This window comes from Acidovorax sp. KKS102, assembly GCF_000302535.1.
Classification (GTDB): domain Bacteria; phylum Pseudomonadota; class Gammaproteobacteria; order Burkholderiales; family Burkholderiaceae_C; genus Acidovorax.
Window position 1 is genome coordinate 3,649,324 of sequence record NC_018708.1, and the last position, 16,670, is coordinate 3,665,993.

Below are 16,670 nucleotides of genomic sequence, written 5' to 3' on the forward strand. Positions count from 1 at the left end.
CTTACGCGGGCTGGGTCAGCCGCTCCAGCCACTGCACATCGGGCTCGGGCCGGCCAAACAGGTAGCCCTGGTACACGATGTCCGGCGCACGCTGGCGCAGGAAGTCGGCCTGGGCCTGGGTCTCCACCCCCTCGGCCACCACGCGCAGGCCGAAGTGCCGGGCCACCGACAAGATGCCTTCGACCAGCACGCCATCGTCGGCATTGGTGGGGGCCTCGTGGACAAACGACCGGTCGATCTTGATCTCCTGGATGGGCAGGCGCTTGAGGTAGGCCAGCGATGAGTAGCCAGTGCCAAAGTCGTCCAGCGACATGTCCACGCCCAGCGCGGCCAGGGCGCGCATCTTGGCCACCGCATCGTCAAAGTCGTCGATCACTAGGCCTTCGGTCACCTCCAGCGTGAGCAGCCGGGGGTCGGCCCCGGTGGCGGCCAGCACGGCCCGCAGTTGCCCCACAAAGCCCGCCTGCCGGAACTGCCGCGCGCTGAGGTTGACCGACAGCCGCAAACGCCGCTCGCGGAACACCGGCTGCGCCAGCAGCGCACAGGCATGGGCCAGCACCCACTCGCCCAGGCTGACGATGAGGTCGGACTCTTCGGCCACCGGGATGAACACGCCCGGCGCCACCAGCCCGTCGCGCGGGTGTTGCCAGCGCACCAGCACCTCCGCCCCTGTGACCTGCCCCGACACATCGACCTGCGACTGCAGGTGCAGCCGCAACTCGCCCGCGCCAATGGCGTGGCGCAGCTCGCGCTCCACCCGAAAGCGCTGCTCGGCCGCCTCGCCCATGCCCTGTTCAAAAAAGGCCGCCTGGCCGCCACCGGCCTGCTTAGCCCGGTGCAGGGCGGTGCCCGCGCGCCGCAGTGCGTCGTGCGCCCCATCGTCCGAGGTTTGGGGGTACAGGGTGATGCCGATGCTGGCGCCCAGTTGGGCGTCCTGCGCGTCGCCCTCCAGCCGCAGGGGGCGCAACAAGGCGGTCTGCAGCTTTTCGGCAAAGGCCAGCGCATGGCGGCCGGCCAGCGAGGCGTCGGCCCCCAGACCATGCAGCACCACGGCAAACTCGTCGCCCGCCACCCGCACCAGCAGGTCCTGCGGGGGCAGGATCTCGGACAGGCGCAGCGCCACGGCGCACAGCAGGCGGTCGCCCATTTCGCTGCCGCGCGCATCGTTGAAGGTGGTGAACCGGTCCAGATCCAGCAGCAGAAGGGCATGCTGGGTGGACAACACACGGCCGGGGCGCCCACGCAGCGCATGCAGGCGCTCCATCAGCGTGGACCGGTTGGGCAGGCTGGTGAGGCTGTCGAAATGCGCCAGGCGGTGGATCTCGTCGGCGGCGCGCTTGCGCTCGGTGATGTCCTGCTTGAGCTCCACAAAGTGGCTCACGCGGCCATCGGTCTGGCGAATGGGCGCCACCACCACGGACTCGATCAGCGGTTGCCCGTCCTTGCGGTAGTTGACCTGCTCACCCGCCCAGCTGTCACCGCGCGCCAGCGTGGTGCGCAGGCCCTCGCGCTGCGCGGGCGCCAGGCCGTTGCTGGAGTAGTGGGCCGAGGCCTGGCCCACCACCTCGTCGCGCGCGTAGCCGGTGCGGCGCACAAAGGCCTCGTTCACGTACTCGATGTCCTCGCGCAGATCGGTGATGACGATGGCCTCGGGGCTTTGCTCCACAGCCCGCAGCAGCTTGCGCAGCGACGCCTCGCTGGCTGCCAGATTGGCTGCGGTCTGTTGGGCCTCGCGCACCCGGCTCATGTAGTTGCGGCGCGACAGCAGCGTGGCGGCAGCGGTCAGCACCAGAATGCCCGCAAGGTACACCGCACCCGCCACGCGGTTGGCCACCTGCACCGGCTTGAGCAGGCCCTGAATGTCCGCCCAGATGAAGCCCAGGAACAGCAGGGCCGTGAGTACCACCAGCGTCAGCGTGGCACGCACGCCCAGCAGCCATCCGGCCAGCACAACGATCACGGGGTAGTTCAGCAGATTGGGGCCATTGACGCCGCCATTGCGCGCCGCCACCAGCGACACCGACACCCACACGCCCCACACCAGCAGATGGGTCGCCAGCGTCCACCGCCGCCAGCGCGCCAGCAGCAGTGCGGTGCCGCCAATGCAGCCCGCAACAAAGTTGAGCGCCACGCGCATCGGCTGCACGGGCTGGTCCCAGAGCAGCAGCAGGCCGATGACAAAACCCAGCAACATCACGGACCAGCCCGCCACCCGCACCAGGTGGCGCGTTGTGGCGTCTTCGTGGTCTGGCAGCGGAACAGCGGAAGCTTCGGCCATGGCGACGGGAAGTGCGGGGAGGAAACCATCGTAACCGCAGGCATAGAAAACGCCTATGAACAAAATGCCGCTGGCGAGGCTGCAGCGCCCGCCCGTCGGCATCTGTACGCTGCGCCCCCGGCACCGTCGCCAGCGTCGGCACGGGATGGCCCACAGCGCCTGCTGGCCCGCAGGCGCAGGCCGGGTCACTCAGTCCGCGTCGCTGTCCGGCGCGGGCTCACGCACGCCAGAGCCTTTGCCCTTGGCCTTGGCGCGCGCATCCTTCTTGGCCTGGCGCTTGGCGTCCTCGGCCAGGCCGGCAGCACGCCAGGCCTCGAACTCGGCCGGGGTCTCCAGCGTGACGCGGCCCAGGATGGCGCTGCGGAAATCGGTCATCACAATCTCGGCCGCCTTTTGCAGATTGACGCGCCCGCCGCCCAGCATGGCACCGCGTTTGCGGCCAATGGCTTCGAGCAGTTCTTCGTCGTGCATCTCGGCCACCGCACCCGCAGGCAGGCCCAGCTTGTAGCGCGCCTCCAGCAAGGGGGCGTAGTGTTTTTGCAGGCGGCGCAGCAACTCCAGCGCCACCAGTTCTTCGTCATACGCATTGCGGCCCACAGCGCCGCTGGCGGCCAGGTTGTAGCCAGTCTCGGGCACCACGATGCGCGGCCACAGCATGCCCGGCGTGTCCCACAGGTAGAAGTCGTCGGCCAGCGTGATGCGCTGCTCCAGCTTGGTGATGCCCGCCTCGTCACCGGTCTTGGCCTGGCGCTTGTTCGATAGCGTGTTGATGAGCGTGGACTTGCCCACGTTGGGCACACCGCAGATCAGCACGCGCATGGGCTTGGCCATGCCGCCCCGGTTGGGCGCCAGCAGGTGGCAGGCGTCGATCAGCTTGCGCGTCGGGGCGGGGTCGGATGCATCCAGCGGCAACGCACGCGTGTCGCTCTGAGCGTTGTACCAGTCCACCCACAGCGCCGTGCGCTCGGGGTCGGCCACGTCCTGCTTGTTGAGCACCTTGAGCGTGGGCTTGTGGCCCGTGATCTCGGCCAGCAGCGGGTTGGCGCTGGAGCCGGGCAGGCGCGCGTCCAGCACCTCAATCACCACGTCAATGTCCTTGATGCGTTCGGTGATGGCTTTGCGGGTCAGGTGCATGTGACCGGGGAACCACTGGATGGCCATGCGGGGTACTTTCTACGTTGTTCTGAGGTGTCCGAGGGTGGCAAGGATAATCGCGGTCTTCCTTCTGCCCACGCCACGGCGTTTTTATCTGCATGCCAGCCCCTCTCGACACCTCGCGCAAGCCCAAGGCCACCAATGCCGACAAAGAGCTGCTGTTCAAGGGCGTGACCTTGGCCCTCATCGGCCTGGTCATCTTGCTGGCGCCCTATATGGCCCGCTCCACCAGCGTGCGCGACCTCATGGGCCAGGTGGCGCTGGTGGGCTGGTTTGCGCTGGTGCTGGGCATTGCGTTTGGCGTGCAGTACGGCCTGCGCCGCGCCAAAGCAGGGCGCCGCCAGCCGTGACCTTGCCTGAGGAGACAGCCCCGGTCCCGGCGGTGGACGGCGCCACGGCGCAAGCCATGTTCGCGGTACTGCAGCAGCGCGCGGCCGCTCTTGGCATCACACTGCGCAACCCGCCGCCCGAGCCCACGACCTGCTGCGGGCGCGGCTGCAACGGCTGCGTGTGGGAAGGGTTTCTGAGCGCCGCCGAATACTGGCGGCAAGAGGCCTTGCTGCAGCTGCAGGACTGACTTTGAGGCGTTTTGGGCTGGTAGCGCCAGTGCAATATGCCTGAGCAGCTACCAATTCAATAGCAGATCAATTTGACCTGCCCCTGATCGCGCCTTCAGCCCAGCTGCTCCACCGCCATGTACTGCTCGCGCCATTCCTCAAACGGCAGCGTGTCTGCCGCTTCAATCGCTTTTTGCGCGGCAATCGACTCATCGGCCATGGCCACGTAGCGCGCCTGCTGCTCGGCCGTCCAGGGCAGCGACAGCAGCGCGTCGCGGGCGGCCATGGACTGCTGGCGCGCAAAAGCTTCAAAGCTGTGCTGGTGGCTTTGCACGATGCTGTCCAGCACGCGGGCTGAGGGCGTGCGCTCGGGCGCAGCCATCAGTGCACGGGCATCGCGCAGCGCAGTGCTGTAGTCATCGGTGCCATGGGTGGCGTCCAGCGCGGCGGCCAAGGGCTCGCACGCCGCCAGCACCTCGGCGCCCCATTCGGTCAGCAGCACGCTCTGGCCATTGCGGGACAGGCGCAGGCCGGGCTCGCGGCCGCGCTCTGCGGTCAGGTGCTGGTTCTGCTTGAGTTCGGCAATCTCGGTGGGCGTGTCGGGCGGGCTGTCAGACAGCAGGCAGTGCAGCAAGAACACATCCAGCAGGCGCATGGTGGGCGCGGTGATGCCCACAGGCACGAACGGGTCCAGGTCCATCAGGCGCACTTCGACGTATTCGACCCCACGCTCACGCAGCGCGTGCAGCGGGCGCTCGCCTGTGCGCACCGTGCGCTTGGGGCGGATGGTGCCGTAGAACTCGTTTTCGATCTGCAGCAGGCTGGTGCCCAGCTGGTTGTAGTCGCCACCCGGGTTGCGGATGCCCACGGCTTCATAGGCCGGGTACGGCTTGGTCAGCGCCTCGTGCAGCGAGTTGGCATAGCCCGTCAGGCCGTTGTAGCTCACGGCCAGCGTGGCCTGAGCGTCGCTCTGGTAGCCCAGGCGGCCCATGCGCAGCGAGGTGGCGTGGGGCAGGTACAGCGCGCTGCCACCCTCCATGGGCTGCAGGCGGTGTTCGCGCCCTTCCACAAAACAGGGGCACAGCGCGGGCGATGCGCCGAACAGGTACAGCAGCACAAACGCGTGGCGGCGAAAGTTGCGGATGAGCGCGAAATACTGTTCGCTGTCCACGCCCGGCAGCGACCAGTTGTAGTGAATGCCCGAAATGGTCTGCATGCGGCGGCCATAGCGGTGGCCCAGGCCCATGCGGTACACGCTCTTGGCACGGCCCACGTTGGAGCTGCCGTAGCGGCCAATCGGAATCGTCTCGTCGGTGGGCAGGCCGCAGGGCATGCTGGAGGCCCAGAGCAGCTCGCCGCCGCTGTCCTTCAGCGTGTGGTGCACGAACTGGTGCACCTCGGTCAGCTCGTCCAGGCACTGCTGCACGCCCTTGTGGGCGCCGGTGATCAGCTCCAGTTGCGACTCACTGTAGTCCGTGGTGATCAGGGGGTGTGTGAGGGCCGAGCCCAGCGCCAGCGGGTGGGGCGTGAGGGCCAGGCCGCCGGTGGGCAGCACGCGCAGCCCTTCCTTTTCAATGCCGCGGCGAATCCCCCCCAGGGCGTCCGCCGGGTAGGCGGCCAGTCTCTCGTGCAGTTTGCTCATATGTTTATACCGATCCAACTTCTGTCGGCCCGGAACTTAGCACGTTGAGCGCTGGCCCGCCCACGGGGGTGTCAAGCCCTTGCGGCCAAAGCGCGTCCAACCTCGTTGGTTCCTTGCGCTGCGCCACTTTGTGGTACTTGCTCGCCCGCCCGCTCCGTCACCTCGGCCAAGCGGGCCGCCAGTTGCTCGGGCACATCGGCGCCAATACCCAAGTGGATGCCCTGTGTGAGGGTGATATGGGCCGCTTCAAACGTGCCCGCACCGGCACACAAAATGGTGCGCGAAGGCGCGCTTTCGTGCGCCAGCACCAGCATGGCGGGCACCACGGCCTCGGGCTTCAGGGCGTCCAGCACCTCCTGGGGCATCAGGCCCTCGGTCATGCGCGTGGCGGCCGTGGGGGCCAGGGCGTTCACGTGGATGTTGTACTTGGCGCCTTCGATGGCCAGGGTCTGCATCAGCCCCACCTGGGCCAGCTTGGCTGCGCCGTAGTTGGCCTGGCCAAAGTTGCCGTACAGGCCAGTGGAGGATGTCGTCATGACGATGCGGCCGTACTGCTGGGCCACCATGTGCGGCCACACGGCCTTGCAGCAGTTAGCGGCGCCCATCAGATGCACATCCACCACCAGGCGGAAGTCGGCCATGTCCATCTTGGCGAAAGACTTGTCGCGCAGGATGCCGGCGTTGTTGACCAGGATGTCCACCCGGCCCCAGGCGTCAATGGCTTGCTGCACCATGGCCTCCACGGCCGCAAAGTCGGTGACCGACGCGCCATTGGCCAGCGCCTCGCCGCCTGCGGCGCGGATCTCGTCGACCACAGCCTGCGCGGCCGTCACCGTGCCGCCGCTGCCGTCCACCGCGCCGCCCAGGTCATTGACCAGCACCTTGGCGCCGCGCTGGGCCAGCGCCAGAGCATGCTGGCGGCCCAGGCCGCCGCCCGCGCCCGTCACGATGGCCACGCGGCCTTGGAAATCAATACCCATGGTGAAGGTTCTCCTGTTGTCTTGGTCGATGAATGTGGAACGCAAAAACCCCTGGCACCCCACCGCAGGTGTGGATGCCGCGCGCTGCACTGTAAGCCACTGCGGGGCCCGTGCGCGTTGCGCAGGCGACTGGATACCGCACCAACCCCCTTCCAGAGCCAGAACATGGCGCGCGGTAACGCGGCACATTGGGAATAATGGGCAGCTGCGCAGGCCTCCAAGAGGGGCTGGCGCATCCCTCCCTCACTCATTTTTTGATAGCTGCTAGCGCACGCAGTACTAGCGCTACCGGCCACTTTGACCCAAGGATCTCCCATGAAAGCCATCTGGAACGGTGTAGTGCTTGCCGAAAGCGATGACACGGTGGTGGTGGAAGGCAACCACTACTTTCCCGAAAGCGCGCTGCACCGCGAGTACTTCACGTTCAGCAACCACAAGACCACCTGCGCCTGGAAGGGCCAGGCCAGCTACCTGTCGCTGCTGGTCAACGGCGAGATGAACACCGACGCCGCCTGGTTTTACGCCGACCCCAAGCCCGAGGCCGCCGAGATCAAGGGCCGCGTCGCGTTCTGGAAGGGCGTGAAGGTCACGGCCTGAAACGGCCTGCCAGCACGCTCAGCAGGTTATCCCTGCGCGCGCTGGACAATCATGTGGATAAGTTTTGGCAAGTCCTGTATGACAACGCCAAGTGCTTGATTTGCAAGGGAATGCACTGCATTGCCTCATTTTTAGGCAATTTACAAAATCGTGGTGCGGGTTATCCCAACAGGCACTGGACAATGGTGTGGATAACCTTGGATAAGCCTTGCATGACAGGTTTAAGTGCTTGATTTACAAAGGATATCCTTGTGTCGCTCAAAAAATAGGCACTCACATACCGCTGTGGGTGGACCGTATCCACCGCCCCGTGGAAGGCTCCAAAACCCCTGGTTATCCCTGTCTGCACTGGACAATCTTGTGGATAACTGTGAACAAGCCTTGTATGACAGTTTTAAGTCATTGATTTACAAGGAAACTTCTTGTGCCGCTGAAAAAACAGGCAGCTACGGTGGGTAAGGCGTCTGAGGTACAGTCCACGGCGGTTCTTTGTTGACCGCTCTTTATTTCATAGCTGCCCGCGCATGATCCACTAGCGCTAGCGGCCCAAAACACTCCATATCCTCGTGTCCACCCCGCCCCTTCAGCACAGCCCCGCCGCAGAGCGCAACCAGGGGCCCATCTTGGCCCAGTTGCTGGCGTTGTTGCCCCCCACCGGCACTGCGCTGGAGATCGCCAGCGGCACCGGCCAGCATGCGGCCCACTTTGCAGCCGCCCTGCCCGACTGGACCTGGCAGCCCACCGACCTGCACGACACGCACTTTGGCTCCATCACCGGCTGGGCCACGCAGTCTGGTGCCCGCAACGTGCAGGCGCCACGGCGGCTGGACGTGCTGCACGACCGCTGGCCCAGCGAGGGCCCGGCATTCGGCGCCGCATCGTTTGACCTGGTCTACTGCGCCAACATGCTGCACATCGCCCCCTGGGCCTGCTGCACCGGGCTGATGCAGGGCACAGCGCGGCACCTGGCACCGGGCGGTCGCCTGGTCGCGTATGGCCCCTACCTCGAAGACGGCGTCGCCACCGCACCGGGCAACCTGGCCTTCGACGCCAGCCTGCGTGCACAAGACACCGCCTGGGGCATTCGCCGCATCGAAGACGTAGCGGCCGTGGCTGCCCAGGCCGGCCTGCAACTGGCCGCGCGGCACCCCATGCCCGCCAACAACCTGCTGCTGGTGTGGACCCACGCCGCCCACCAACCCTGAAGTGACACGCCCATGACGACACCCCCCGCCGCCCCCTTCTTCATCGCCAAGGTCGAGCCCGATGGCACCCAGTGCGACGCCTGGCCCGAGCAGCCGCTGCTGCTGTCCATGGAGCAAGGCGGCATCGACTGGCCCAGCTCCTGCCGCAATGGCACCTGCCGCACCTGCCTGGGCCAACTGGTCGAAGGCACCGTGCGCTACGCCATCGAATGGCCAGGCCTCACGGCGGAGGAAAAGGAAGAAGGCTGCGTGCTGCCCTGCGTGGCCTACCCCATGTCGGACGTGGTGCTGCAGGGCAGCGCCATCTGATCTGCGTCAGGCGCCGCGCCTTTCAGAAGCCAAGCAGGCCCCGGTGCACTAAAATCCTAGGCTTTGGGGGCCAGGGAGCCTCTGCATGAATGACGCGGCGTGTGCGCTGCGGATCGGGATGGGTTGCAAGGCGCAAAGCACAGCAATAGCGGGGCTATTGCGAGCATTTGCAACGCAGCAGACCGCCCGAGACCGCAGATGCACGCGGTGCGATGATTCATGCAGAGGCTCCCCAGCTCCTTTGACGTGCGGCAGCGCCGCATCGCATGTTCTTTGGGGCGGTTTCTTGGGGGCACACCAGCTGCCTTCGGCCACGGGGACCTGTGCTGCAGCACGCCGCCAGCTGGCAAGCCGCCAGAGGCTCCCACAGAAAGCCCCAACCTTCCATGAACACCCCCCTCACCCCCGTGCCGATCTCGCCTGTCGAGGACATCGTGGCCGAGATGCGCGCCGGGCGCATCGTCATCCTGGTGGATGAAGAAGACCGCGAAAACGAAGGCGACCTCGTCCTGGCCGCCGACCACGTGACGCCCGAGGCCATCAACTTCATGGCCCGCTTTGGCCGGGGCCTGATCTGCCTGACGCTCACGCGCGAGCGCTGCGAATTCCTCAAGCTGCCGCCCATGGCCGCGCGCAATGGCACGGTGTACAGCACCGCGTTCACCGTCTCCATCGAAGCGGCAGAGGGTGTGACCACCGGCATCTCGGCCGCCGACCGCGCCCGCACCGTGCAGGTGGCGGTGGACCGCAACAGCCAGCCCAGCGACCTGGTGCAGCCCGGCCACATCTTCCCGCTGCAAGCGGTGGACGGCGGCGTGCTGATGCGCGCGGGCCATACCGAAGCCGGTTGCGACCTGGCCGCCATGGCAGGCTGCAGCCCCGCATCGGTGATCTGCGAGATCATGAAGGACGACGGCACCATGGCCCGTCTGCCTGATCTGCAGCTGTTTGCGGCCGAGCGAGGCCTCAAGATCGGCACTATTGCCGACCTCATCGAATACCGCAGCCGCAACGAGTCGCTGGTCGAAAAGGTCGGCACGCGCACGCTGCACACAGCCTATGGCGAGTTCACCGCCCACGCCTTCCGCGACCAACCCAGCCAGGCCGTTCACCTGGCACTGGTCAAGGGCCAATGGAGCGCCAACGACGTGGTGCCCGTGCGGGTGCACGAGCCGCTGTCGGTGTTCGATGCGCTCGAAGTCAACCGCTCCATGCACTCGTGGGGCCTGGACACCAGCCTGCAATACCTGGCCAAACAGGGCAAAGGCGTGGCCGTGCTGCTGAACTGCGGCGAAAGCGCCGCGCAACTGCTGGCGCAGTTTGAAGGCACCGCCCGCTCCGCCCAGGCGCCCGAGCGCGGCCGCATGGACCTGCGCACCTATGGCGTGGGCGCGCAGATCCTGCGCGAATGCGGCGTGCACAAGATGGCGCTGATGGGCCAGCCACGCCGCATGCCCAGCATGACCGGCTACGGCCTCGAAATCACCGGCTTCATCCCCAAGGAATAAAAAATATGTTTGGCGCAGACAAAGGCACCGCAGACAAACTGGACGGCAAGAAGCTGCACATCGGCATCGTGCAGGCCCGTTTCAACGAGAGCATCACCAACACCCTGGCCGCCGCCTGCCGCGCAGAGCTGCTGGCCCTGGGCGTGCAGGAAAAGCACATCAAGCATGTGCTGGTGCCCGGCGCACTCGAAGTGCCCGTGGCCCTGCAGGCCATGGCCGAGAGCGATGAATACGACGCGCTGATTGCGCTGGGCTGCATCATCCGGGGCGAGACCTACCACTTCGAGCTGGTGGCCAACGAATCCGGCGCGGGCGTCACGCGCCTTTCGCTCGACTACCAGATTCCGATTGCCAACGCCATCATCACCACCGAAAACATGGAACAGGCCATCGCCCGCCAGACCGAAAAGGGTGTGGACGCGGCCCGCGTGGCAGTGGAAATGGCCAACCTGCTGGACGAACTGTCATGAGCGAAAACACCCCCACGCCATCGTCGGCACGCCCACCCAAGCAGAGCCGCACCGGCCTCAAGAGCACCGGCACACGCAAGGCTGCCTCCAAGTCCAACCGCAGCCGCGCGCGCGAATTCGCGTTGCAGGCGTTGTACCAACACCTGGTAGGCGGCAACGACGCCACGGCCATCGACGCGTTCACGCGCGACCTGGCGGGCTTTCACAAGGCCGACTCGGCGCACTACGACGCGCTGCTGCACGGCTGCATCGAGCACGCCGCCAGCATGGACGCACTGATCACCCCGTTGCTGGACCGCAAGATGGCCGAGATCTCGCCCATCGAACACGCCACCATGTGGATCGGCGTGTACGAGTTCCAGAACTGCCTGGATGTGCCCTGGCGCGTGGTGCTCAACGAGTGCATCGAACTCGCCAAGGAGTTCGGCGGCACGGACGGCCACAAGTACGTGAACGCCGTGCTCAACGGCCTGGCCCCGAAGCTGCGCGCAGTGGAAGTGGCCGCCGACAAGGCCGCAGGCGGGGGCGCTGCCTGACCCTGCCCTGCCCCGCGGCCGCCCTGCCCATTGAACCGGGGCGGCCTGGTTTCATTTCTTTCTACGCCCTCACGCCACCACGTCCACAAGGCGCCCGGTCGGGGCAGGATGCCATTCCATGAAGTTTTCCACGCGCGCCGAGCGCATTGAACCGTTTTATGTGATGGAGGTCGCCAAGGCTGCACAGGCCCTGGCCCGCGAGGTGGCCGGCACGCGCGAACCGATGATCTTCCTGAACATCGGCGAGCCCGACTTTACCGCCCCGCCCCTGGTGCAGGAAGCCGCTGCCCGCGCCGTGCAGAGCGGCGCCACGCAGTACACCAATGCGCTGGGCCTCGATGCGCTGCGCGAACGCATCAGTGGCTGGTACCAGAGCCGCTTCGGCGTCAACGTGCCTGCGCGCCGCATCGTGGTCACAGCGGGCGCATCGGCCGCGCTGCAGTTGGCGTGCCTGGCACTCATCGAGTCGGGCGACGAAATTTTGATGCCCGACCCCAGCTACCCCTGCAACCGTCACTTTGTGAGCGCAGCAGAAGGCAAGGCCGTGCTGCTGCCCACCACGGCGGCAGAGCGCTACCAGCTGAGCGCCGACAAGGTCCGTGCGGCGTGGAATGACAAAACGCGTGGCAGAACTGGAAAAACGCGGGGCGTGTTGCTGGCATCGCCATCCAACCCCACGGGTACTTCGATTGCGCCCGATGAGCTGCGCCGCATCCACGACGTGGTGCGTGCGCACGACGGCATCACGATGATCGATGAGATCTACCTGGGCCTGTCGTACGAGGAAGAGTTTGGCCACACGGCGCTCGCCATCGACGACAACATCATCAGCATCAACAGCTTCAGCAAATACTTCAACATGACCGGCTGGCGCCTGGGCTGGATGGTGGTGCCCGAGGCCATGGTGCCCGTGGTGGAACGCCTGGCGCAGAACCTGTTCATCTGCGCCAGCACCGTGTCGCAGCATGCAGCGATGGCCTGCTTCGAGGCCGAGAGCATTGCCGAATACGAACGCCGCCGTGCCGAGTTCAAGGCGCGGCGCGACTTCTTTATCCCAGCCCTGCAGTCGCTGGGCCTGAATGTGCCCGTGATGCCCGATGGCGCCTTCTATGCCTGGGCCGACTGCACGCAGGCTGCGCAGCGCCTGGGTGTCCCTTCGGGCAAGAACTGCAGCTGGGACTTAGCGTTTGAGCTGATGCGCCGCGCGCACATTGCCGTCACGCCAGGGCGCGACTTTGGCACGGCCGAGCCCGAGCGCTTCATCCGTTTCTCAACCGCCAACTCCATGGCGCAATTGCAGGAGTCCGTGGAGCGGCTGCGCAAGCTGCTTGGATGACCAAGGCGAGCGACCCCACGATGGCGTTTGAATTTCCGATCCGGATCTACTGGGAGGACACCGATGCCGGTGGCATCGTGTTCTACGCCAACTACCTCAAGTTCTTCGAGCGCGCACGCACCGAATGGCTGCGCTCGTTGGGCGTGGGCCAACAGCAGTTGCGGGAACAAACCGGCGGCATGTTTGTCGTAACCGACGCGCAGCTGCGCTACCACCGCCCCGCGCGGCTGGACGACGAACTGATTGTTACTGCCGCCCTGCAAAGCAGTGGCCGCGCATCGTTGACAATAGTGCAGCAGGCGCTCCTGAAACCAGAGCACATGACCGACCAGCCCCCGACCTTGTTGACCGAAGGCACCATCCGCATCGGATGGGTGGACGCAGCGACCATGCGCCCCGCCAGAATTCCCAGCACCCTCCTGGAACAACTCACACCATGAATTCCCAAAACATGTCCATCATCTCCCTGGTGCTGCACGCCAGCTGGGTGGTGCAACTCGTGATGCTGCTGCTGCTGGGCGTGTCGGTGGCCAGCTGGGCCGCCATCTTCCGCAAGCTGTTCGCCCTGAAGCGCGTGAAGACACTGAACGAGGACTTCGAGCGCGAGTTTTGGTCGGGCACCAGCCTGAACGACCTCTACGCCGCGGCTGCACAAAACGCCAAGCAGGCCGGCCCCATGGAACGCATCTTCGCCAGCGGCATGCGTGAGTACCAAAAGCTGCGCGAACGCCGCATCACCGACCCCGGTACCTTGCTGGACGGCGCCCGCCGCGCCATGCGCGCGAGCTTCCAGCGCGAGATGGATGTGGTCGAGTCCAGCCTGTCCTTCCTGGCCTCGGTCGGCTCCGTGTCGCCGTATGTGGGCCTGTTCGGCACCGTGTGGGGCATCATGCACGCCTTCACCGGCTTTGCCGGCATGGAGCAAGTGACTCTTGCCACCGTGGCCCCCGGCATCGCCGAGGCGCTGGTCGCCACCGCCATCGGCCTGTTCTCGGCCATCCCGGCCGTGATCGCCTACAACCGCTTTGCACGCGACATTGACCGCGTGGCCACGCACCAGGAGACCTTCATCGAAGAGTTCTCCAACATCCTGCAGCGCAACCTGGGCGCCCAGCCCGCGTCCACAGGCCACACGGCCTCGGGCCACTGATCCGGGAGGCGCCCCATGCCCGCCATGGCATCCCGCGGCCGAGGCCGCCGCACCATCAACGAGATCAACATGGTCCCGTTCATCGACGTCATGCTGGTGCTGCTCATCATCTTCATGGTGACGGCGCCCATGCTCACACCCGGGGTGGTCGATGTGCCCAGCGTGGGCAAGAGCAAGAACATGCCCAAGGTGGTGGCCCAGGTCATCGTCAACAAGGACGGCACGCTGCAGTTCAAGACCCCCGAGGCCACGCGCAGCCTGAACCAGCGCGAGATCGGCGACGCCGCCAGCCGCTGGCAAAAGGTCCAGGGGCCCGAGAGCGCCGTGGTCATCAGCGCCGACAAGGGCGTGCAGTACGAAACCGTGGTGAAGGCGATGGACGCCCTGCAAAAGGCAGGCGTGCAGCGCGTCGGCCTTTCGGTCAAGCAAGGCGGTTGAACCGAACCCGCCCGGCACCGCTCAGACGCCCATGCACGCACACACCGACCGCGATCAGTTTGCCCCGCCCCGCCCACCGGCGCGCCTGCGTGCCATCACGCTGGCGGTGCTGGTGCATGCGGTGCTGATCGGTGCGCTGACCTGGGGCGTGAACTGGAAGAACACGGCCGACCAGCCCGCCGTAGAGGCTGAGTTGTGGGCCGCTGTGCCCACACAAGCAGCGCCACGCGCCGTGGAGCCCCCACCACCTCCGCCGCCGCCCCCCGTGCAACAGGCCACCCCACCCGCCCCGCCGCCACCGCCGGTGCGGGCCGCAGAGCCGCCGCACACGCGCGAGGCAGACATTGCCATCGAGCGCGAGAAGAAGCGCCTGGAACAGGAAAAGAAGGCCCGCGAGCAGCAGGAGCTGCGCGAGAAGCGGGAGCGCGAGCGCAAGGAAGAAGAGCGCCGCGACCGCCTGGAGCAAGAGAAGAAAGAGCGCCAACAGAAGGAACGCGAAAAAGAAAAGGAACAGCGCGAAAAGCAGCCTGCCGAACAGAAAAAGGTCGAGCAGGACAAGCAGAAGAAGTTGGCGGAAGACAAGCGACGAAAGGCCGAGGAAGCTGCACGCGAAGCCAAGGAAGCAGATGCCCGCCACCAAGCAAATATCCGGCGTATGCAGGGCTTAGCTAATGCTACTGGTGGTGAAACGACCACCGGGACAGCCCTAAACAGTTCGGGACCATCTGCCAGCTACGGCGGTCGGCTTGCTGCGGCGGTCAAGCCGAACATCGTCTTCACGGAAAATGTTGCGGGCAATCCTTCAGCTGAAGTGGAAGTTCGCGCAGCCCCTGACGGTACGATAACTTCCCGGCGCTTGTTGAAATCCAGCGGAGTAAGAGCCTGGGATGAAGCTGTTCTACGTGCCCTAGACAAGACAGAGCGCCTACCAAAGGACACGGATGGTCGGGTACCACCCCAATTCCCTATGGTCTTCCGGCCCAAGGACTAAGCTCCATAAAAATAAAGCGCCCGGCAGAACCGGGCGCTTTATTTTGGTCTTTTACGCCTGTAGCGCCAGTGGAACATGCGCTACAAGCTATACATTCGATAGCAATTCGCCAGCATGCATCAGCGGTCACGCCGCTCCATGCGGCGGTTCAGGTTCAGCGCGCCCAGCGTGCAGGCCACACCCGACAGCAGATACACCGTCACCGCCAGCAAACCGAACTGCGACGACAGATACAGAGCCACCAGCGGAGCAAACGCTGCGCCGATGATCCAGGCCAGGTCGGCCGACAGGGCCGCACCGGTGTAGCGGTACTGGGGCGAGAAATTGGCCGTGACGGTGCCCGATGCCTGACCGTACGACAGGCCCAGCAGCACAAAGCCCAGCAGCAGGAACATGGTGCTGCCCACTTCGCCGGTGTTGAGCAGCACCGGCGCCATGAAGCTGAACACGCCGATCAGCACGGCCATGCCGCCCAGCAGCTTGCGGCGGCCCAGGTGGTCCGACAGCCAGCCCGACACCATGATGGCGCCCGCCGCGAGGAACGCGCCGACGATCTGCACGCCCAGGATCTGGGTGACTGGCTGGTCGGAGTAAAGCGTGATCCACGACAGCGGGAAAACCGTGACCAGGTGGAACAGTGCAAAGCTGGCCAGCGCTGCAAAAGCGCCCAGCAGCACGTTGCTGCCTTCGTCGCGCATGACGCGGTTCACCGGCACGGGCTGCAGCTCACGCTCCTTGAGCAGTTCAGAGTACGACTGCCCCACCACCAAGCGCAGGCGTGCAAACAGGGCCACCACGTTCACCGCAAAGGCCACAAAAAACGGATAGCGCCAGCCCCAGGCCAGAAACTCCTGCACCGTGAGGCTGCTGTACAGATAGGCAAACAGGCCGGCAGCCAGCACAAAGCCCAGCGGTGCGCCCAACTGGCCGATCATGGCGTACCAGCCCCGGCGCTCCTTGGGGGCCGACATGGCCAGCAGCGACGGCAAGCCATCCCACGACCCACCCAGTGCCAGCCCTTGGCCCACACGCAGGATCAGCAAGGCCACGATGGCGGCAGTGCCCGCATCCTTGTAGCCCGGCAAAAAGGCCATGCCTACCGTGCAGACGCCCAGCACGAACAGCGCAATGGTCAGCTTGGTGCCCCGCCCCCAGCGCCGCTGGATGGCCATGGAGATGGCGGTACCTACCGGGCGCACCACAAAGGCGACGGCCAGCAGCGCAAAGGCCATCAGCGTGCCGTCCAGGCGCGACAGGAAGGGAAACAGGAAGGACGGGAAGACAAGAACGCAGGCGATCCCGAAAACGAAGAAGTCGAAATACTCGGACGAGCGTCCGATGATCACGCCCACAGCAATTTCGCTGGGGGTGACGTCTTCATGCGTATCAGCCCGCGAGAGAGAGGCGGCGCTTTCGTGAAAACCGGCCGCAGGGTAAGTGGCAGTGGCGGGGCTGCTCATGAACATGGCTCCTTGACGTTGTGTAGCGAACTCAGACCGTTCCGTTCTACACGCAACT

The 16,670-nt window shown here is 65.7% G+C and carries 18 protein-coding genes; 13 read left to right on the forward strand and 5 right to left on the reverse strand.

Annotation, left to right across the window (positions count from 1 at the left end):
- Position 1: 1 nt before the first annotated feature.
- Together C380_RS16760 and ylqF are read right to left on the reverse strand one after the other, a co-directional pair.
- Positions 2 to 2,278 carry a bifunctional diguanylate cyclase/phosphodiesterase gene (locus tag C380_RS16760; protein ID WP_043566748.1) on the reverse strand — a complete coding sequence of 759 codons (2,277 nt, stop codon included), beginning with the start codon at positions 2,276 to 2,278 and terminating at the stop codon, positions 2 to 4.
- Between the two features lie 189 nt (positions 2,279 to 2,467).
- On the reverse strand, positions 2,468 to 3,439 hold the full coding sequence (gene ylqF / locus C380_RS16765; protein WP_015015022.1) for a ribosome biogenesis GTPase YlqF: 972 nt from the start codon (positions 3,437 to 3,439) through the stop codon (positions 2,468 to 2,470).
- 92 nt (positions 3,440 to 3,531) lie between these two features.
- On the opposite strand from ylqF, the gene C380_RS16770 reads away from it, so the two are divergent.
- Together C380_RS16770 and C380_RS16775 are read left to right on the forward strand one after the other, a co-directional pair.
- Positions 3,532 to 3,783, forward strand: a complete 252-nt coding sequence (locus C380_RS16770) for a hypothetical protein (RefSeq protein ID WP_015015023.1) — start codon at positions 3,532 to 3,534, stop codon at positions 3,781 to 3,783.
- Positions 3,780 to 4,010, forward strand: a complete 231-nt coding sequence (locus C380_RS16775) for an oxidoreductase-like domain-containing protein (RefSeq protein WP_369750460.1) — start codon at positions 3,780 to 3,782, stop codon at positions 4,008 to 4,010. Before C380_RS16770 ends, C380_RS16775 begins: the two co-directional genes overlap by 4 nt.
- Positions 4,011 to 4,105: 95 nt before the next feature.
- On the opposite strand, the gene gshA is transcribed toward C380_RS16775, so the two are convergent.
- Complete coding sequence (gene gshA, locus C380_RS16780) at positions 4,106 to 5,632, reverse strand: glutamate--cysteine ligase (RefSeq protein WP_015015025.1); 1,527 nt, start codon at positions 5,630 to 5,632, stop codon at positions 4,106 to 4,108.
- A 71-nt stretch (positions 5,633 to 5,703) separates the two neighbouring features.
- The gene (locus tag C380_RS16785; protein ID WP_015015026.1) at positions 5,704 to 6,612 is read right to left on the reverse strand and encodes an SDR family oxidoreductase; all 909 of its coding nucleotides are present in this window, start codon (positions 6,610 to 6,612) and stop codon (positions 5,704 to 5,706) included.
- Positions 6,613 to 6,927: 315 nt separating this feature from the next.
- On the opposite strand from C380_RS16785, the gene C380_RS16790 reads away from it, so the two are divergent.
- The 11 genes from C380_RS16790 to tolA all read left to right on the forward strand — a co-directional run bounded on the left by C380_RS16790 (position 6,928) and on the right by tolA (position 15,152).
- Complete coding sequence (locus C380_RS16790) at positions 6,928 to 7,209, forward strand: DUF427 domain-containing protein (protein WP_015015027.1); 282 nt, start codon at positions 6,928 to 6,930, stop codon at positions 7,207 to 7,209.
- 566 nt (positions 7,210 to 7,775) lie between these two features.
- Entirely contained in the window at positions 7,776 to 8,414 is a 639-nt protein-coding gene (locus C380_RS16795) for a DUF938 domain-containing protein (RefSeq protein ID WP_015015028.1), read from the forward strand.
- Positions 8,415 to 8,426: 12 nt separating this feature from the next.
- The gene (locus C380_RS16800) at positions 8,427 to 8,723 is read left to right on the forward strand and encodes a 2Fe-2S iron-sulfur cluster binding domain-containing protein (protein WP_015015029.1); all 297 of its coding nucleotides are present in this window, start codon (positions 8,427 to 8,429) and stop codon (positions 8,721 to 8,723) included.
- Positions 8,724 to 9,109: 386 nt separating this feature from the next.
- Entirely contained in the window at positions 9,110 to 10,231 is a 1,122-nt protein-coding gene (gene ribBA / locus C380_RS16805; RefSeq protein WP_015015030.1) for a bifunctional 3,4-dihydroxy-2-butanone-4-phosphate synthase/GTP cyclohydrolase II, read from the forward strand.
- Between the two features lie 5 nt (positions 10,232 to 10,236).
- The gene (gene ribH / locus C380_RS16810) at positions 10,237 to 10,701 is read left to right on the forward strand and encodes a 6,7-dimethyl-8-ribityllumazine synthase (protein ID WP_015015031.1); all 465 of its coding nucleotides are present in this window, start codon (positions 10,237 to 10,239) and stop codon (positions 10,699 to 10,701) included.
- The gene (gene nusB / locus C380_RS16815) at positions 10,698 to 11,237 is read left to right on the forward strand and encodes a transcription antitermination factor NusB (protein WP_015015032.1); all 540 of its coding nucleotides are present in this window, start codon (positions 10,698 to 10,700) and stop codon (positions 11,235 to 11,237) included. The genes ribH and nusB overlap by 4 nt, the downstream gene beginning before the upstream one ends.
- A gap of 118 nt (positions 11,238 to 11,355) precedes the next feature.
- The gene (locus C380_RS16820) at positions 11,356 to 12,573 is read left to right on the forward strand and encodes a pyridoxal phosphate-dependent aminotransferase (protein ID WP_015015033.1); all 1,218 of its coding nucleotides are present in this window, start codon (positions 11,356 to 11,358) and stop codon (positions 12,571 to 12,573) included.
- Between the two features lie 20 nt (positions 12,574 to 12,593).
- Positions 12,594 to 13,013 carry a tol-pal system-associated acyl-CoA thioesterase gene (gene ybgC, locus C380_RS16825; RefSeq protein ID WP_015015034.1) on the forward strand — a complete coding sequence of 140 codons (420 nt, stop codon included), beginning with the start codon at positions 12,594 to 12,596 and terminating at the stop codon, positions 13,011 to 13,013.
- Positions 13,010 to 13,723, forward strand: a complete 714-nt coding sequence (gene tolQ, locus C380_RS16830) for a protein TolQ (protein ID WP_015015035.1) — start codon at positions 13,010 to 13,012, stop codon at positions 13,721 to 13,723. The genes ybgC and tolQ overlap by 4 nt, the downstream gene beginning before the upstream one ends.
- 15 nt (positions 13,724 to 13,738) lie before the next feature.
- Positions 13,739 to 14,161: an ExbD/TolR family protein gene (locus C380_RS16835; protein WP_015015036.1), complete on the forward strand. Its 423-nt coding sequence runs from the start codon at positions 13,739 to 13,741 to the stop codon at positions 14,159 to 14,161.
- Between the two features lie 31 nt (positions 14,162 to 14,192).
- On the forward strand, positions 14,193 to 15,152 hold the full coding sequence (gene tolA, locus C380_RS16840; protein ID WP_015015037.1) for a cell envelope integrity protein TolA: 960 nt from the start codon (positions 14,193 to 14,195) through the stop codon (positions 15,150 to 15,152).
- Between the two features lie 119 nt (positions 15,153 to 15,271).
- Here the strand turns inward: tolA and C380_RS16845 are convergent, their stop codons facing one another.
- Positions 15,272 to 16,612: an MFS transporter gene (locus C380_RS16845; RefSeq protein WP_043566750.1), complete on the reverse strand. Its 1,341-nt coding sequence runs from the start codon at positions 16,610 to 16,612 to the stop codon at positions 15,272 to 15,274.
- Between the last annotated feature and the right edge of the window lie 58 nt (positions 16,613 to 16,670).

Coding starts and splice junctions, on each gene's coding strand:
- C380_RS16760 (WP_043566748.1), bottom strand. CDS start 2,278: ATGGCCGAAGCTTCCGCTGTTCCGCTGCCAGACCACGAAGACGCCACA.
- ylqF (WP_015015022.1), bottom strand. CDS start 3,439: ATGGCCATCCAGTGGTTCCCCGGTCACATGCACCTGACCCGCAAAGCC.
- C380_RS16770 (WP_015015023.1), top strand. CDS start 3,532: ATGCCAGCCCCTCTCGACACCTCGCGCAAGCCCAAGGCCACCAATGCC.
- gshA (WP_015015025.1), bottom strand. CDS start 5,632: ATGAGCAAACTGCACGAGAGACTGGCCGCCTACCCGGCGGACGCCCTG.
- C380_RS16785 (WP_015015026.1), bottom strand. CDS start 6,612: ATGGGTATTGATTTCCAAGGCCGCGTGGCCATCGTGACGGGCGCGGGC.
- C380_RS16790 (WP_015015027.1), top strand. CDS start 6,928: ATGAAAGCCATCTGGAACGGTGTAGTGCTTGCCGAAAGCGATGACACG.
- C380_RS16800 (WP_015015029.1), top strand. CDS start 8,427: ATGACGACACCCCCCGCCGCCCCCTTCTTCATCGCCAAGGTCGAGCCC.
- ribBA (WP_015015030.1), top strand. CDS start 9,110: ATGAACACCCCCCTCACCCCCGTGCCGATCTCGCCTGTCGAGGACATC.
- ribH (WP_015015031.1), top strand. CDS start 10,237: ATGTTTGGCGCAGACAAAGGCACCGCAGACAAACTGGACGGCAAGAAG.
- nusB (WP_015015032.1), top strand. CDS start 10,698: ATGAGCGAAAACACCCCCACGCCATCGTCGGCACGCCCACCCAAGCAG.
- C380_RS16820 (WP_015015033.1), top strand. CDS start 11,356: ATGAAGTTTTCCACGCGCGCCGAGCGCATTGAACCGTTTTATGTGATG.
- ybgC (WP_015015034.1), top strand. CDS start 12,594: ATGGCGTTTGAATTTCCGATCCGGATCTACTGGGAGGACACCGATGCC.
- tolQ (WP_015015035.1), top strand. CDS start 13,010: ATGAATTCCCAAAACATGTCCATCATCTCCCTGGTGCTGCACGCCAGC.
- C380_RS16835 (WP_015015036.1), top strand. CDS start 13,739: ATGCCCGCCATGGCATCCCGCGGCCGAGGCCGCCGCACCATCAACGAG.
- tolA (WP_015015037.1), top strand. CDS start 14,193: ATGCACGCACACACCGACCGCGATCAGTTTGCCCCGCCCCGCCCACCG.
- C380_RS16845 (WP_043566750.1), bottom strand. CDS start 16,612: ATGAGCAGCCCCGCCACTGCCACTTACCCTGCGGCCGGTTTTCACGAA.